The 17,053-nt window shown below is 55.5% G+C and carries 5 protein-coding genes and 12 pseudogenes; 9 read left to right on the top strand and 8 right to left on the bottom strand.

Annotated features, from left to right (window positions below):
- Nucleotides 1–65 precede the first annotated feature (65 nt).
- The 8 genes and pseudogenes from SOPEG_RS02415 to SOPEG_RS02380 all read left to right on the top strand — a co-directional run bounded on the left by SOPEG_RS02415 (nt 66) and on the right by SOPEG_RS02380 (nt 10,238).
- The gene (locus tag SOPEG_RS02415; RefSeq protein ID WP_025243926.1) at nt 66–989 is read left to right on the top strand and encodes an IS5-like element ISSoEn1 family transposase; all 924 of its coding nucleotides are present in this window, start codon (nt 66–68) and stop codon (nt 987–989) included.
- Nucleotides 990–1,032: 43 nt separating this feature from the next.
- Nucleotides 1,033–1,248: pseudogene (locus SOPEG_RS02410) on the top strand (glycosyltransferase); the annotation flags it as partial.
- 76 nt (nt 1,249–1,324) lie between these two features.
- A complete protein-coding gene (locus SOPEG_RS02405) occupies nt 1,325–2,248 on the top strand; it encodes an IS5-like element ISSoEn1 family transposase (protein ID WP_025243834.1) in 924 nt (307 codons plus the stop codon).
- Between the two features lie 55 nt (nt 2,249–2,303).
- Nucleotides 2,304–3,770, top strand: a pseudogene (locus SOPEG_RS02400) (glycosyltransferase family 2 protein); the annotation flags it as partial.
- Between the two features lie 38 nt (nt 3,771–3,808).
- Nucleotides 3,809–5,692, top strand: a pseudogene (locus SOPEG_RS02395) (cellulose biosynthesis cyclic di-GMP-binding regulatory protein BcsB).
- A 37-nt stretch (nt 5,693–5,729) separates the two neighbouring features.
- Entirely contained in the window at nt 5,730–8,774 is a 3,045-nt protein-coding gene (locus tag SOPEG_RS02390; protein ID WP_025244174.1) for a cellulose synthase subunit BcsC-related outer membrane protein, read from the top strand.
- Nucleotides 8,775–8,854: 80 nt separating this feature from the next.
- The gene (gene bcsD, locus SOPEG_RS30725) at nt 8,855–9,202 is read left to right on the top strand and encodes a cellulose biosynthesis protein BcsD (RefSeq protein WP_051419392.1); all 348 of its coding nucleotides are present in this window, start codon (nt 8,855–8,857) and stop codon (nt 9,200–9,202) included.
- A 28-nt stretch (nt 9,203–9,230) separates the two neighbouring features.
- Nucleotides 9,231–10,238, top strand: a pseudogene (locus tag SOPEG_RS02380) (glycosyl hydrolase family 8).
- A 155-nt stretch (nt 10,239–10,393) separates the two neighbouring features.
- On the opposite strand, the pseudogene narI reads toward SOPEG_RS02380, so the two are convergent.
- Both narI and SOPEG_RS28170 read right to left on the bottom strand, forming a co-directional pair.
- Nucleotides 10,394–10,663, bottom strand: a pseudogene (narI, locus tag SOPEG_RS02375) (respiratory nitrate reductase subunit gamma); the annotation flags it as partial.
- A 244-nt stretch (nt 10,664–10,907) separates the two neighbouring features.
- The gene (locus SOPEG_RS28170) at nt 10,908–11,075 is read right to left on the bottom strand and encodes a hypothetical protein (RefSeq protein ID WP_158382320.1); all 168 of its coding nucleotides are present in this window, start codon (nt 11,073–11,075) and stop codon (nt 10,908–10,910) included.
- Between the two features lie 76 nt (nt 11,076–11,151).
- On the opposite strand from SOPEG_RS28170, the pseudogene SOPEG_RS02370 reads away from it, so the two are divergent.
- Nucleotides 11,152–12,361, top strand: a pseudogene (locus SOPEG_RS02370) (IS256-like element ISSoEn2 family transposase).
- A 10-nt stretch (nt 12,362–12,371) separates the two neighbouring features.
- Here SOPEG_RS02370 and SOPEG_RS23870 read toward each other — a convergent pair.
- The 6 pseudogenes from SOPEG_RS23870 to SOPEG_RS23865 form a co-directional block, all read right to left on the bottom strand.
- Nucleotides 12,372–13,290 (bottom strand): annotated as a pseudogene (locus SOPEG_RS23870) (IS5-like element ISSoEn1 family transposase).
- Between the two features lie 392 nt (nt 13,291–13,682).
- Nucleotides 13,683–13,864, bottom strand: a pseudogene (locus tag SOPEG_RS26995) (IS5/IS1182 family transposase); the annotation flags it as partial.
- 217 nt (nt 13,865–14,081) lie between these two features.
- A pseudogene (locus SOPEG_RS02355) lies at nt 14,082–14,258 on the bottom strand (respiratory nitrate reductase subunit gamma); the annotation flags it as partial.
- Between the two features lie 122 nt (nt 14,259–14,380).
- Nucleotides 14,381–15,131: pseudogene (istB, locus tag SOPEG_RS02350) on the bottom strand (IS21-like element ISSoEn3 family helper ATPase IstB).
- A gap of 11 nt (nt 15,132–15,142) precedes the next feature.
- Nucleotides 15,143–16,693 (bottom strand): annotated as a pseudogene (gene istA, locus SOPEG_RS02345) (IS21 family transposase).
- Nucleotides 16,694–16,838: 145 nt separating this feature from the next.
- Nucleotides 16,839–17,015: pseudogene (locus tag SOPEG_RS23865) on the bottom strand (respiratory nitrate reductase subunit gamma); the annotation flags it as partial.
- Nucleotides 17,016–17,053 lie beyond the last annotated feature (38 nt).

Here is a 17,053-nt window from a genome sequence, read left to right as displayed (position 1 = left end):
AATAAATCGAACTTTTAGGTGACTGGCGGCTCTGATCACTACATTCGTTTCAACATCAGGTCCCCATGGCAAAGCAAAAGTTTAAAATCACCAACTGGCCCGCATACAACAATGCGCTCAGGCAGCGGGGGGACATGACAGTATGGCTTGATGAGTCAGCCATTGCTGCATGGACTGAGAGTACACCCCCTGAACATCGTGGCCGGCCGCTTCACTACACCGATATGGCCATTACCACGGTTCTGATGATAAAGCGCGTGTTTAACCTTTCGCTCCGGGCGTTACAGGGTTTCGTTGACGCGATTTTTAAACTGATGGGGCTGTCGCTGCGCTGCCCAGATTACTCTCTGGTCAGCCGGCGAGCAAAAACCGTCGACATCAGCATAAAAACGCCAACCCGCGGCGAAATCTCACACCTGGTCATCGATGGCACCGGCCTGAAAATCTTCGGCGAAGGCGAATGGAAAGTCAGGCAGCATGGGGCTGAGAGGCGCAGAGTATGGCGCAAGCTTCATCTGGCAGTAGATAGCGCGACACATGAAATTATCTGTGCCGATTTATCGCTAAGCGGTACGACAGATGCGCAGGCGCTGCCCGGGCTGATTAACCAAACCCACCGGAAAATCAGGGAAGCGTCGGCTGACAGTGCTTACGATACGCGTTACTGTCATGATGCTCTGCTGAGGAAAAAAATAAAGCCGCTTATCCCACCGCGAAGTGGTGCGCAATATTGGCCAGCTCGATACCATGAGCGTAACCATGCGGTGGCAAATCAGCATCTGAGCGGCAATAACGATACCTGGAAAAAGAAAGTAGGTTATCACCGACGTTCACTGGCTGAAACGGCCATGTTCCGGTTTAAAACACTTCTGGGTGGTCATCTGAGTCTGCATGACTATGACGCGCAGGTAGGTGAGGCTATGGCAATGGTCAAAGCGCTTAATCGGATCACGTTGTTAGGAATGCCAAACAGCGTTCGCATCATGTAACAATCGCCCTGATAGGGAGGAAGTCGTCACAAATTTCGGATTTATTCAACAAAGCGTATTGGCGGCGCAATGCATTGATTACCCGCGCGATAAAATGCGTATCTATATTCTCGATGATGGCAAGCGTAGCGAATTTGCGGTGTTTGCCGCCGACGCCGGCGTAGGCTATATCACCCGCGACGATAATAAACACGCAAAAGCGGGCAACCTTAACCATGCCCTGACCCTGACCCGGGGCGAACTGATTTGCGTGTTTGACTGGCTTTGTTGAATAAATCGAACTTTTAGGTGACTGGCGGCTCTGATCACTACATTCGTTTCAACATCAGGTCCCCATGGCAAAGCAAAAGTTTAAAATCACCAACTGGCCCGCATATAACAATGCGCTCAGGCAGCGGGGGGACCTGACAGTATGGCTTGATGAGTCAGCCATTGCTGCATGGACTGAGAGTACACCACCTGAACATCGTGGCCGGCCGCTTCACTACACCGATATGGCCATTACCACGGTTCTGATGATAAAGCGCGTGTTTAACCTTTCGCTCCGGGCGTTACAGGGTTTCGTTGACTCGATTTTTAAACTGATGGGGCTGTCGCTGCGCTGCCCAGATTACTCTCTGGTCAGCCGGCGAGCAAAAACCGTCGACATCAGCATAAAAACGCCAACCCGCGGCGAAATCTCACACCTGGTCATCGATGGCACCGGCCTGAAAATCTTCGGCGAAGGCGAATGGAAAGTCAGACAGCATGGGGCTGAGAGGCGCAGAGTATGGCGCAAGCTTCATCTGGCAGTAGATAGCGCGACACATGAAATTATCTGTGCCGATTTATCGCTAAGCGGTACGACAGATGCGCAGGCGCTGCCCGGGCTGATTAACCAAACCCACCGGAAAATCAGGGAAGCGTCGGCTGACAGTGCTTACGATACGCGTTACTGTCATGATGCTCTGCTGAGGAAAAAAATAAAGCCGCTTATCCCACCGCGAAGTGGTGCGCAATATTGGCCAGCTCGATACCATGAGCGTAACCATGCGGTGGCAAATCAGCATCTGAGCGGCAATAACGATACCTGGAAAAAGAAAGTAGGTTATCACCGGCGTTCACTGGCTGAAACGGCCATGTTCCGGTTTAAAATACTTCTGGGTGGTCATCTGAGTCTGCATGACTATGACGCGCAGGTAGGTGAGGCTATGGCAATGGTCAAAGCGCTTAACCGGATCACGTTGTTAGGAATGCCAAACAGCGTCCGCATCATGTAACAATCGCCCTGATAGGGAGGAAGTCGTCACAAATTTCGGATTTATTCAACAAAGCGTGTTTGACTGCGACCACGTCGCGACGCGCGGTTTCCTGCAAGCCACCGTCGGCAGTTTTCTCATTGACCCGCGGCTGGCGCTGCTGCAAACGCCGCACTATTTTTATTCTCCCGACCCGTTCGAGCGCAATCTCTCGGCGGCGCGGCATAACCCGAATGAGGGCGCGCTGTTTTACGGACCGGTGCAGCAGGGCAACGATAACTGGAACGCGACCTTCTTCTGCGGCTCCTGCGCGGTAATTCGCCGGACGGCGCTGGAGGAAACCCACGGCTTTGCGGTGGAGACCGTCACCGAAGATTCCCATACCGAGCTCAAACTACAGCGTAAGGGCTGGAATTCGGCCTTCTTGGCGATCCCGCTGGCGGCCGGCCTGGCCACCGAACGACTGGGGCTGCATGTCATCCAGCGTATCCGCTGGGCGCGCGGCATGACACAAATCTTGCGCATGGATAACCCGCTATTCGGCCGCGGACTGAAGTGGCAACAGCGATTGTGCTATCTCAACGCCATGCTGTATTTTCAATACGGCCTGTCGCGGGTGGTATTTTTAACCGTGCCGCTGGCGTATCTCCTTTTCAACCAGAATATTATCGCCTCGTCGGCCAGTACGATTTTCGCCTATGTGCTACCACATCTGTTTATGGCCATCTGGCTGAATTCACGCATGAACGGCCGTTACCGTTACACCTTCTGGGGTGAGATTTACGAAACGGTGATGGCGTTTCATTTGATCATTCCGACCCTGTTGACCCTCATCTCCCCCAAGCATGGCAAATTTAACGTGACGGATAAGGGTGGCTTGTTAGATGAGGGGTTTTTCGACGCCCACATCGTGCGCCCGCATATCATCGTGGCCTGTTTGCTGGTGCTGGGCATTATCGCGGGGATAGCGCGGGCGGTCATGTATGACTATTTCAACGTCGACCCGCGCGTCATCGTGTTCAACGTCGTGTGGGCGAAGCTCAGCGTTATTATTTTGCTGGCGGCCATCGCGGTGGCCAAAGAAACGCGCCAGGTGCGCAAAACCATCTGCGTCGAAGTGACGATTCCGGCCATCATTCATTACGCCAGCGGCATCTCCGTGGTCAGCGAAACGCGGGATCTCTCCATGGGCGGCGTGAAATTGGTGACTCCGGACGATCGCTATCTTCACGACACGCTTGAAGAGGTGGAGCTACGGCTGCAATCAGGAAGCGTCTGCATTCCGGTCAGCGTGATCCACACCGGCCCGGACGTGATTCGGCTCATGTTTAAAGAGATGCCTCTGGATAAGCGGCGCGAGCTGGTACGGGTGGTGATGGCGCGCGCCGATGCCTGGCTGGCGCTCCCCTACCAGCGCGATCGTCCTTTGCGCTCATTTGCCAGCATTGTGCGCTGCGTATTCGAGTTGTTCTATAACACTTGGAAAGAACGCGGTCAGAAGAAAAAGCACGCCCGGTCCGCCGGGCCAGGTGAGACGGCATAAGGACAGGCGGAATCAAACATATGTCATGTCATTTCAGGATGATGGTTTCTCTGGCGGCGGCGCTGTTGTCGGCATCGGTGGCCGCGGCCGCGACGCCGGCCAACGGTGCCGACCAGGATAGCGCCGCGCCGCTTTACCGTTTGCCACCGCTGCCGGCCGGCTTTCCCCTGGCGCCGATGAATCCGATTGATGATGAAACCATTAGCATCGAGGAAATGGGCCAGCCCAACGGCCTGACCCTCAGCGGCGGTCAGTTGCAATCGGGGATTATCTTCACCCTGGCGCAAAATCAGGTAGTCACCAACGCCCATCTCTCTTTGGCGCTGAAAGTGTCGCCGGCGCTGGCGGCGCGGGATACCCGCCTGCGCTTGATGCTCAACGGCCAAGATCTGGGCGATATCCGCCTAAATCAAACGGCGAGCGGCAATAACGTCTATCGGCTGGACGTCCCGTCGGCGATGGTGGTGGGGAAAAACAATCTAAGCTTCAGCGTCAGCGATGATAATACGCTTACCTGCGAGCGGGATCTGACCGACAAATATTGGGTAACCCTCCTGCCCGACACCCATATGCAGTTAAGCAGCCAACTCCTTGATATCGGTAGGGATTTATCTCATTTTCCCCGTCCGCTCTTTGATCCGCAATCGATGAAAGGCTCCTCGCTGGCCTTCCTGTTTTCCCGGACTCTAAAACCGGATGCGGTGGAAGCCGCCAGTATGTTGGCCTCCTATTTTGGCCTGCATTCCAGCTACCGCAGCGTCGATTTCGCCGTATTGCTCGACGCGCTGCCGGCGCAAAACGGCATCCTGTTCGGCGAACCGGAGGACAAAATCGGCACGCTGACCCTGCCGCAGGTAACGGGCCCGACGCTGCAGGTCATCAATAATCCGCAAAATCCGGTGTATAAACTGCTGCTGGTGGTGGGACGCAACGGCGCCGAGCTGCGCCAGGCCGCGTGGCAGTTGATTTCGACGCCGCTGCCGGCAAAACAGGATGTCATCCAGGTGCAGGAGCAAGCCATACCTGAACGCCAGCCTTATGACGCGCCGCGCTGGATAGACACCAGTCGCCCGGTCTATCTGAAGGAACTGACGCAGGACATCCAATCACTGACCGCCAGCGGGCTGTATCACGACGGCATCCGCATTGGCTTTCGCGCCGCGCCGGATCTGTTTATGTGGGACGGCGACCACATTCCGGTCTACGTTGGTTACCGCTTTCCCGCCGACAGCGGAATCGATGAAGATCACTCCAAACTGGATGTCACCCTCAACGGCACCTTCCTTTACAGCCTGCCGGTGAACAAGCGCGGCCTGCTAAAAGGGTTGTGGCGTAAGCTGGGCGGCGACTCCCGTCAGGAACGCTATACCTTGCAACTGGCGCCCTATCTGATTTATGGCGATAACCAGATGCAATTCTATTTCTCTTTGCGGCCGAAGCCGAATGCCCCCTAGCCTGCTCACCAGCAATACCATTAAAAGCCGCATCGATCCGGACTCGTATATTGATTTGAGCCGCACCTATCATTTCGGCCTGCTGCCGAATCTTTCCTATTATGTGGGCGCCTCGTTTCCTTTTACCCGTATGGCCGACTTTTCCCAGACGGTGATGCTGCTGCCGGCCAAATCGCCACGCTGATGGCGATGGCGGCCCGCGCCGGCAATGCCACCGGCATTCTCGGCGATGTGGCGGTGATTAATAACGAGAATGGCGTACGCAGCTTTAGCGTCGGCGCGCTGTTCCCGCGCGGTGAAATGCCCTGGTACATGCGGGTGCTGTGGTACGCCAATCAGCACATCATCCTGCTCGCGCTGTGCGGGCTGTTATGTGCCCTGCTGGTCGGCAGCGGTGTTTATCTTCTGCTGGCTCGCCATGCCGCCAAACGGCTGGCCAACAGCGCCAACCCTCATCAGGATCAGTAAATGAGGCATTGCGGAGTGGGTTCTATGGGTATCGGTTATGAAACGGGTCGCTAAACCAATCTTTGCCTCCTGGTGCGCCGCCGACAACAGTCCGGCGATTAACGCCCTGTTGCAGCAGGCCGCCTATTGGCACGATAAAAGCCATGACGATCTGGCACGGGAATCGCTGCAAAAAGTATTGGCGGTGGACGAGAATAATGCCGATGCCCTTTACCTGCTGGCGCTCTATGCGCTGCAAGACGGCAATCAGGCGCAGGCGGCGAGATGGCGCGCCCGCTTAACGGCAGTTTCCCCCAACGATACGCGCCTGGGGAGCCTGGACAGCGCCAACGCCGTACAGGCCATCCCCCCTGAGCAGTTGGACAACGCCCGCCGGTTGGCGGCCAGCGGCAGTGCCGCGCAGGCGGTGGCAAGCTACCGCGTGCTGTTCCGGGATGCCGCGCCGCCGGACAGTTTGGCGGTGGAATACTATGACACCCTGGCCGGCATTCCCTCCGCCCGGCCGCAGGCCGCCGACAAGGCGGACTATGACCGCTATATCCAGCGCCATCCCGGCGATAGCGCCCTATGGCAGCATTTCCAGCAAAACGATCTCAGCGGCGCGGAGCAGACCTATCGTACTATCCTCAGCCGCGACGCACAGAACAAGGATGCCAGGCTGGGTCTGTATTACACGCTGCGCCAGGAAAATAAGCCCCGCAACGCTCAACAGTTGCTGCAAACCCTGCCCGCCGATGAACGCCCGCGCGAAATGGCCGGCAATAGCGTGGATCCGCTGCGCAGGCAGGCACAGCAGGCGTTACAGGCGGGTAATACGCAGCAGGAGCTGGCGCGACTGAATAAGGCGCTACAAAAACAGCCGACCAATGTCTGGGTGCGGCTGGATATGGTGCGTATTCTGCAACAACAGGGTGACAGCGCCCGCGCGCAGGGGCTGATGAGCGCGATTGCCCAGCGTGGCGCGCCGGTGGACAATCTGTATACCGCGGCGCTGCTTGCCAGCGAAACCGGGCGTATGGCCACCGCCGCCCAATGGCTGGCCTGGATCCCGGAGGGCCGCCGCAACCGCGCCGTGCGCGATCTGGCGCAGTGTCTGCAAACGCTGGGGGATAACACCACTGAGGTCTCGCTGGTACGTACCAACCTGCGCCAGCCGATCCACGGCGGCATCGGCGATTACGCCGCGCAAATCGGCGTATTGAACCAGACGGGGCTGACCGATGAAGCCGCCGCCTTCCTCAATAACCCCGCGATTGTCGCCGCCAGTACACCGGCTGAGCTAAGCCGCCTGCGTCAAGGCGCGGTGATTAATCAAGCGGATACGCTGCGCGAACGCGGTCAATATGCCGCCGCTTACGATAAATTGATCGTCGCGCTGCAAAACGACCCGCAGGATACCGGGCTGATGCTGGCGATGGCGCGCCTTTATCAGAGCGGTAAGATGAATGCTCAGGCGGCGAAGATCTACAATTATGTCCTGACGCGCGAACCGCAAAATACCGACGCGCGGGAAGGCGCGGTCAATACGGCTCTGGCCCAGGGCGACATCGCGCGCGCCCGGCAATTGCTCGACGGCATGCAAGGGCCCCGATCGGTGGACCGCTTGATCCTGGAAGCGCGCGTGGCCGAGGCGCAAGGGGATCACGACCAGGCCATGGCGCTGCTGCGCTCCGCCAAAGGCCGGATCATCGGCATGGCCGACACCGACACCGACAACGGCGCGGTGTCGCTGGTCGGCGGTCTGCAAAGCGCCGATAATCCTTTTGGCGACGATAGCCGCGCGACGACGCCGACCACTACGCCGGAGACCCGGACGCTGACCCAAATCAACGATCTGATGAACCAGGTCCGAGAGAAAACCGCCACTTGGGCGGAGGGCGAAGTGGCGGTGCGCAGCCGCGACGGCGAAAACGGCCTGAGCAATCTGACCGAAGTCAAAGCCCCGCTGACGATTTCCGGCTCGCCGGTCGATAACGCCCGGCTTAGCCTAACGGTGACACCCGTTTCTCTGGATGCGGGCAGCTCTTCCGGCTTCGCCAATAATCGTTTCGGCACCGGCGCGCTACAGCAGGGCCAGCGGGTCGCCAACGCCGCCGCGGGCGCGACAACCTCTACCACCACGACATCCACCACCACCGGATCCGATGGCGCCACCAGCACCACGACCAATACGTCCACCAGCGATAGCATCAACAGCGGCGATTACGTCGCCGATTCTTCCGGCGCGCAGAAAGCGACGGGGACCGAGGTCAATCTGGCGTTAAAGGGCGAACGCTACAAAGTCGACGTGGGGTCGACGCCGCTCGGAACCGATAACGATATGGCCTCCTGGGTGGGCGGCGTCGAATGGTCGCCCCGGCTGTCGAACTTCAGCCAGTTGACCTTCCGCGCCGAACGGCGGGCGGTCACGGACAGTCTGCTGGCCTACGTCGGCGCGCGCGACGCAATTAGCGGGAAACATTGGGGCCAGGTAACGCGCAACGGCGGCAGCGTGCAGTACGCCTATGACGATGGCGACATTGGCCTGTATGCCGGTTTGGGCGCTTACAGCTATCTGGGCGACAACGTCAAAAGCAACACCGGTATCAACGCCTCGTCGGGGGTCTATTTCCGTCCCTATCGCGCCGACGGCCGCGAACTGCGCAGCGGAGTAAACCTGACCTGGATGGCGTTTGATCGCAATCTGAGCTATTTCAGCTATGGCCAGGGCGGCTACTTCAGCCCGCAAAACTACATCAGCCTCTCGCTGCCAGTTGACTACATCCAGACCTTCGACGACTGGAATCTGACGTTGGGCGGCGTTATCGGCTATCAATCCTATAATCAGGATAAGAGCGACTATTATCCCCACGACCCCGACATGCAGGCGGAAATGGCGTCCCTGGTGGCCAATGGCTATGCCGATGACGCCTATTACAGCGGCAGTAGCGAATATGGCGTCGGCTATAACGTCCATGCTAAAGGGGTCTATAAAATCAACCCGCAAATGAGCGTCGGCGGGCAGTTAAGTTATGACACTTTTGGCGATTATTCCGAAGGTTCGGCGCAGTTGTTTTTAAAATATCTTTTAGGTGGCCAATAATGAAGCAGGAAGATCTGCAGACATCCACGACGCTGGACTACTACCGCCAGCGGCAAACTCAGCCCGGCTGACAGGATCTGGTGGGTCTGCTTATAGCGGGCATCAGCGATAACGCCGGCGATGAGGACAAGCGTCAGTTTCTGAATCTGGTGGGGGAGCAGTTGGCCTGCCGTTTCCCGCAGCCTGCCGCCGCCACGGTGGGCGAGTTGGAGGACGGACTGAATCGGCTTTGGTCTTGCTTTCACTGGGGCTATGTCCGCCTGACGCCCGAAGCCACCGCGCCACGCCCGCCGGGCAAAGCGAACCGGTCTGGCGGCCGTTCTGGAAGGCGCCTATGCGCGCTGGCTGTTAGATCAGGGCGGGCAGCGGCACGTCGCGCTGCGCTGGCAGCAGGACAGCGCCGGTGGCGAAATGACCTTTCGCTATGAAAACAGTCGCTAAGGATGTAATAGTGTGATGAAACGTTTCGGTCAATTAACCTGTCTGCTCGGTCTCACGCTAACGCTGTTGGCCGGCGACGCCCGTGCTGAATCCGCCGGCTGGGCGCAATATAAACACCGCTTTTTGCTGCCGGAGGGCCGGATTATCGATACCGGCAATCATAACGTCAGCCATTCGGAAGGACAGGGCTTCGGCATGCTGTTGGCGGTTTACAATAACGACCGGCCGACATTCGATTTGCTCTAGCAGTGGACCCGGGCGCATTTGTACCAGCAGAATAGCGGCCTAAAGGCCTGGCGCTTTGATCCCGCCAGCACCCCGCCAGTGGCGGATCGCAATAACGCTACCGACGGCGATACGCTGATTGCCTGGGCACTGCTGCAAGCAGGGCAAAAATGGCGACAGCCCGACTACCTACAGGCCTCTAAGGCGCTACAGCAGGCGATTGTGCAGCGCACCGTGGTGGAGTTCGCCGGCCTCAAAGTGTTGCTGCCCGGCGTGGAGGGCTTTAAGCAGGCCGACGCGCTGACCCTTAACCCCTCCTACTTTATTTTTCCCGCCTGGCAGGCGTTTTATCAAGAGAGTCATCTGCCGATTTGGAATGAACTCAGCAGCGACGCCCGGCAATTATTGAGCAAAATGAGTTTCGGCGCGCCACGGCTGCCCACCGACTGGGTGCGTCTGGACGCGAACGGCGGCGTAGCGCCCGGCGATCGCTGGCCGGCGCGGTTCAGTTTCGACGCGGTGCGTATTCCGCTTTACTTCCATTGGGCGCAGCCGGACAGCCAGGCCTTGGGGCCTTATATCGCCTATTGGCGTCAGTACGACAGACTTAGTACGCCGGCCTGGGTTGACGTGCAAAGCGGCGAAAAAGCCGACTACATGCTACCGCCGGGCATGCTGGCCATACGAGACGTCATATTGGCCAACGGCGCTCAGGTAACCGACCGTTTGCAGAACAATGAAGATTATTATTCCGCCAGCCTGCATCTCCTCACCTACTGGTCGCTACAGCGCCAATAACGGCGCTCGGCACCGTTTAAGGCCGCTCAACGGGTCAGGGAAGGCCGTAAGCAGGCACAGAGAGGCCGCTGCGCAAAAAGGACGCCGTCGATGCTTGACAATCGCGGCCAGGCACGGTGCCGGCAATGCCTCGCCCTCTGGCCGAGTATGCGAGGTTAACGACGCGAACGCACAATCTGATAACGCCGGGTTAAATACCCCACCGGCGCGCTCCATACATGCACCAGCCGGGTGAAAGGGAAAACCAGAAATAGCGTCATACCCAACACCAAGTGCACGCGATATACCCACTCCACGCCGTCCAGATGGTCAGATGCATGACCGTGAAACGTCACAATCGCCTGCGCCCAGTCAACCAGTTTCATCATATCGTGACCGTCCATATGACGCCTTGAAAACTGAATGGTCAAAAGCCCCAGCAGGCATGTGGGGTGGCAAGCATTTCTGGACTATCAAGGGGAACGATGGGTTAGCCGAAAGTCCTTTACTGGCGCGGCTTACAGAAATTTTATCGATTCTGGACTCGTCGCAAAAAAATGAGCGGAAAATGATTTTTTTTGCACTATATTTTGGACTGGATTGATTGTAGTTTGGATAAGTTTGAAAGCCGTTTAAAAATTTTTCATTAACAATTTCATTGCTAAATGTAAATAAGGAATGTATGTTTTTTTAAACGGCCCTTTTGCGTTCGCTTGTTAGGCTATCTTCTGATGCTACTTCACCCTCCTCACGAGCCCCCTTTTTGATTTGGTCATAGAACCGCATAAGACGCTCTTTCTCTGTATCGGAGAGCATAGAAAAAGTAGCCATAAGCTCTGCCTTGGACAAAGCCCCCATAATAGAGCCTGTTTAGAAATTTGTGTATTTGCCTGATTTTGATATGTTCAATCCAACATCAAAAACAGGTTAATTTATGGACGAAAAACAGTTGCAGGCTCTGGCTAACGAACTGGCCAAAAATCTCAAAACCCCTGAAGATCTCAGTCACTTCGATCGGCTGCTGAAAAAAATCAGCGTCGAAGCAGCTCTCAATGCCGAAATGACCCATCACCTCGGCTACGATAAAAATCAGCCTAAACCGGGGACCAACGCCCGCAACGGCTATTCCACAAAAACCGTTACCACTGGCGATGGCCCGCTGGCGCTGCGTACTCCGCGCGATCGTGACGGTTCCTTTGAACCGCAACTGGTGAAGAAGAACCAGACCCGGATTACCGGGATGGATAACCAGATTTTATCGTTATACGCCAAAGGGATGAACACCCGCGAGATCGCCGCCGCGTTCAAAGAGCTGTATGACGCCGATGTCTCGCCGGCGCTGGTCTCAAAGGTCACCGATGCGGTCATGGAGCAGGTTGTCGAATGGCAAAACCGGCCTCTGGATGCAGTCTATCCCATTGTTTATCTTGACTGTATCGTTCTAAAAGTCCGGCAGGACAGCTGCATCATCAACAAATCTGTGTTCCTGGCGCTGGGCATCAACATCGAAGGCCAGAAAGAGTTGCTAGGTATGTGGCTGGCCGAAAATGAAGGCGCAAAGTTCTGGCTGAACGTGCTGACAGAGCTGAAAAACCGCGGCCTGAACGATATCCTTATCGCCTGCGTAGACGGGCTGAAAGGTTTCCCTGACGCTATTAACGCGGTGTATCCGGAGGCGCGGCTCCAGCTGTGTATCGTGCATATGGTGCGCAACAGCCTGCGGTTCGTCTCCTGGAAGGACTACAAGGCCGTCACCCGCGATCTGAAAGCCTATCTATCAGGCCCCTACGGAAGAAGCCGGCTTGCAGGCGCTGGAAGCGTTCTCCAGTGCCTGGGACATCCGCTACCCGCAAATAAGTCGAAGCTGGCAGGCAAACTGGGCCAATCTGGCCACGTTCTTTGCCTACCCAACGGACATCCGCAAGGTGATCTACACGACCAACGCCATCGAGTCGTTAAACAGCGTGATCCGGCATGCCATCAAAAAGCGCAAGGTGTTCCCGACCGACGACGCAGTGAAAAAGGTGGTGTGGCTGGCGATACAGGCGGCCTCACAGAAATGGACAATGCCTTTGAGAGACTGGCGCATGGCAATGAGCCGCTTTATTATCGAGTTCGGTGACCGCCTGGACGGTCACTTCTGAGAAAAGGCATTTACACAGAATCGTGTACAGGGTCTAACAGCGTGATCCGGTTAAGCGCTTTGACCATTGCCATAGCCTCACCTACCTGCGCGTCATAGTCATGCAGACTCAGATGACCACCCAGAAGTGTTTTAAACCGGAACATGGCCGTTTCAGCCAGTGAACGCCGGTGATAACCTACTTTCTTTTTCCAGGTATCGTTATTGCCGCTCAGATGCTGATTTGCCACCGCATGGTTACGCTCATGGTATCGAGCTGGCCAATATTGCGCACCACTTCGTGGTGGGATAAGCGGCTTTATTTTTTTCCTCAGCAGAGCATCATGACAGTAACGCGTATCGTAAGCACTGTCAGCCGACGCTTCCCTGATTTTCCGGTGGGTTTGGTTAATCAGCCCGGGCAGCGCCTGCGCATCTGTCGCACCGCTTAGCGATAAATCGGCACAGATAATTTCATGTGTCGCGCTATCTACTGCCAGATGAAGCTTGCGCCATACTCTGCGCCTCTCAGCCCCATGCTGCCTGACTTTCCATTCACCTTCGCCGAAGATTTTCAGGCCGGTGCCATCGATGACCAGGTGTGAGATTTCGCCGCGGGTTGGCGTTTTTATGCTGATGTCGACGGTTTTTGCTCGCCGGCTGACCAGAGAGTAATCTGGGCAGCGCAGCGACCAGCCCCATCAGTTTAAAAATCGCGTCAACGAAACCCTGTAACGCCCGGAGCGAAAGGTTAAACACGCGCTTTATCATCAGAACCGTGGTAATGGCCATATCGGTGTAGTGAAGCGGCCGGCCACGATGTTCAGGTGGTGTACTTTCAGTCCATGCAGCAATGGCTGACTCATCAAGCCATACTGTCATGTCCCCCCGCTGCCTGAGCGCATTGTTGTATGCGGGCCAGTTGGTGATTTTAAACTTTTGCTTTGCCATGGGGACCTGATGTTGAAACGAATGTAGTGATCAGAGCCGCCAGTCACCTAAAAGTTCGATTTATTCAACAAAGCCTGCAAAATGCTCAAAAGGCATTTTGCCATATTTTATTAAATATAAAGTGCTTATGGAACATTCAATTGATGACAGGCCCTAAGATGACCGCCCTGAAGCGTTTTTACCCGGGACATGGCCGTTTCAGCCACTGAGCGCCGCTGGCAGTCTACTTTCTTTTCTAGGCATCAGGTATCATTCTGGTTCCTTCGCTCAGACGTTAATTCGCCACACGGCGTGGTTACGCTCCTGGTATAGCCAACCGACTTAAAACTGATTACAGTCGATGTCCTGATATGGCAAAGAAGCATAGCTGGCTGTTATCAAAATAATGTCGCTTGGCTGTATTTATCTGGCCAGTATTGCGCACCACTTTGCGATGGGATAAGCGGCCTCATTTTTTTCTCAGCAGAGCATCATGGCCGTAAGGTGTATCGTAAGCGCCGTCAGCCAACGCTTCCTTGATTTTCCTGTGGGTTTGGCTTATCAGGCCTGGCAAATCCTGTGCATCAGTAGTATACTGCTGAGCGAAAAATCGACAATAATATGGAGTTGATTATTCACAATTTATCCTGATGCTGTTTTTGCAAACAATTCTGGACTGTCCAAAATAGCCATTTTTTAGGGTTTAAAGGAGTCCAGAATTGTTTGCAAATTAGTCCAGAATCTTTTGCATCGCTACAGGCATTGCGTCATCAGCATCACAAGGATCACGCTATCCATCAGGGTGGATGGTGGCGCGGGTGCGTCAACCGCCGTTTCAGCAGCAGTAATCCGCCGATGAGCGTCATGATGCGAAATACGCCGCCGGCCGCCATCGCCATTTGCTGCTTGACAGCAATCGACAGGAAGGGCTGGTAAACCCAGTGCGGCGTCAACAGGCCCAAGAGGTGGCCAAAAAAGATTTCGAGAATGCTGCAGATTCCGACGTATCCGATCAGCTGTTCCGGCGACATCCGTTCAGTTATTCCGATATTTTCCGATCACCCATTCCAGTGATATTCGATCACGTGTTCGCTCATCTTCTGACTCGGGTTTAGTCTATTTTTCCTGTGTTGGCTACTCCTTGCTCTTTGCGTAGTGATTCGCCTTTAAGTTCCAGTCTATAGCTGGGGTGTACTAATCGATCGAGTAACGCGTCAGCTGTCGTGGGGTTTTCTATCAGTCCATACCATTTTTTCACCGGCAGTTGACTGATCAGGATGCTGCTGCTTTTGTCGTAGCGATCTTCCATCACCTCCAACAGCATCGTTGCCTGCATCGGACTTATTGATTCTAGGCCCACGTCGTCCAAGATCAGTAACTCTATTTTTTCTAACTGCTTAAGCTGTTTTAGATAGGTCCCGTCTACCTGACACTGGTGAAGATGGGCCAGCAACCGACCCACTCGCCAGTAACGCACGCTATATTGCTGCCGGCATGCCTGCTCACCAAGCGCACAACTGAGCCAGGTTTTGCCCGTACCTGTCGGCCCCGTGATGAGTATGCTTTTCTGATATTTCAGATATTGTCCCCCCTAGCAGATCTCGCATTTGTTCCGGTGTCACTCCTCGGCTAGGGATATAGCGGATATCTTCCGGTTTTGCCTGCAAGCGCATTTGCGATTGCCGTCGAATACGGCATATGTGGTTGTTTTTTTTATGCAAATTTTCCGCTTCTACCATCAGCGACAACCGCTTCTCGAACCCCAGCTCCCCATAACTCCTCGGGAGTTCGCGTTGCGTCTCCAACGCCTGGACCATTGCCGACAACTTCAGCTCTCGCAGAGCCATCAACAGTGTATTCATATTTATTCTCCTTAGTGATAACTGTCCGGACCTCGGAGGTTTTCGTGAACCAGCATTGATACGCCGGCTCCGTCCTGGGTGACCTCACTTTCACGACCGTGTTTCAATACGTTGGCTATGAAAGAGCGGTTAATGCACCCTTTCTCCAACGCCAGCGCGCAGGCCTTCTCCAGTCGCGTCGTCTCATAGCGCCGTTGCAGATTGAGTAGCCCCAGCACGGAGCGGTAAGCCTGCTCCGGATGGGCTTTGCTCTTTTGGATGGATAGACCACTTTCATGTGCACACACCCACCGACAGCGCCCAACTGCACAGCCTTTCCGGCGTCCACTGACTCTGCCCCTTATGGTTAGCCGGCATGTGCGCCGCCTGAGTCGTGTGCCTATAGGCGTTATCGCTGCGAGGGTGCGTAGCCACGCAGACGCCCTTATGGTGGATTTGCACCAGCCGTTGGGTGGCGATGACGTCAACGCGCTCGCCAACCAGCGGATGCGGCACCGAGTACCAGTTTTTGCCGTAATCTATGTGGGGAATCAGGTCCCACTCGGGCAACGAGATACTCACTGTATTCCCATTGTGTGGGCCGGTAGAGGCCCAAGAGCCGGTTTGTCCAGCTGCTCGAAGCGTTCAAGGCGACTTTGTCCGCCGTAATGACGCATCGGGCGCAGATTCAACTCATGATTGAGTTCTCGTATCACCTGGTTGAGTTCGGCCAGCGAGTAGAACCTACGTTTACGCAACCGGGCCAAAACTCAGCGTTCTACCAGCTGCACAGTTGATTCTGCCTTCGCCTTGTCTTTCGGTTTTCTCGGGCGCGCCGGTAGCACTACTGTCTCATAGTGATTTGCCAGCGCCTGGTAGCTCTGGTTTATGACCGGCTCATAGCGGTCAGGGGTGCTGACAGCGCTGCGCAGATTATCAGGTATCATCAGCTCCGGAACCCCACCCATGAAGTGCAGGCAGCGGCTATTGGCGTTGAGCCACGATGCCATGTCCTGGCCTTCGCAGGCTTCGATATACGCATAGCCTGACACGCCCATGGTAGCGACGAAGATAGCGACCTGGCGTACGCTACCGGTCGCAGGGTTGACGATAGGTACGGTGGGGCCACAGAAGTCGATGAAGAGCTTTTCGCCAGCCTTGTGCTCCAAGCGCATAGAACGCCGCTGCTTCTTTTTCCAGTCACGGAACAGTGCACAAAACTGTGAGTAACCGAGGGCATCACCGCCCACGGCGGACTGATATTCCATCCAGAGCAGCTGCTTGGTCATGCCCTTGCGGCTTAACTCGGTATCGATATCAAGCCAGCTGGGTAAGGTATTGATAACTTTTCCGGATTTGCCGGGATAGAGCAGGCGGTCGAGATCGACGGGGGACAGTTCCGCCGGCAATGGCCAGACCAGGTTAGCTACCGTGAATCGGCCGAGGATATCGTGCACGGTAGTACAGCCTATGCCGAGCGCTGCTGCGATAGTGCGATTCGAGCGACGCTGCTCGAATTTCATACGTAATACATTAATATAGATGCACATTTCCGTTCTCGCTTTCTTCTTTTTACGTGCCATGCCATGCCCCCGGAAGCTAAAAGTCTCCAGAGTATGGCGGAACAGAAGATGAGCGATCAGACAGAATCGGAATCGCTGATCGGGCGACCGGAATCAGTGATCGGATGAAATCAGAATTAGTGATCGGATGTGACCGGAACCAGCAAATGCCGGTGTGAAAGAGATTGGATGCCAGCCGCATACCTTTCTTATCCAGCATCTGGCTTGACGAGGCGCGCCAGGTATATTGCCCGTAGTCATAGCGCAGCCAGCTGCCAATCAGGAATACCGTGCCGCACAGATAGGGGTAAATGTCGAAAAACCACATCGTTAAATAGTGCATTAGCGTTTTCCCCCCGCGATGGGATGGAGATAATACGG

The organism is Candidatus Sodalis pierantonius str. SOPE, assembly GCF_000517405.1.
In the GTDB taxonomy this organism is placed as follows: domain Bacteria; phylum Pseudomonadota; class Gammaproteobacteria; order Enterobacterales; family Enterobacteriaceae; genus Sodalis_C; species Sodalis_C pierantonii.
Note: the sequence above shows the minus strand (reverse complement) of the source record. Positions and strands in the feature narration are given on the sequence as shown.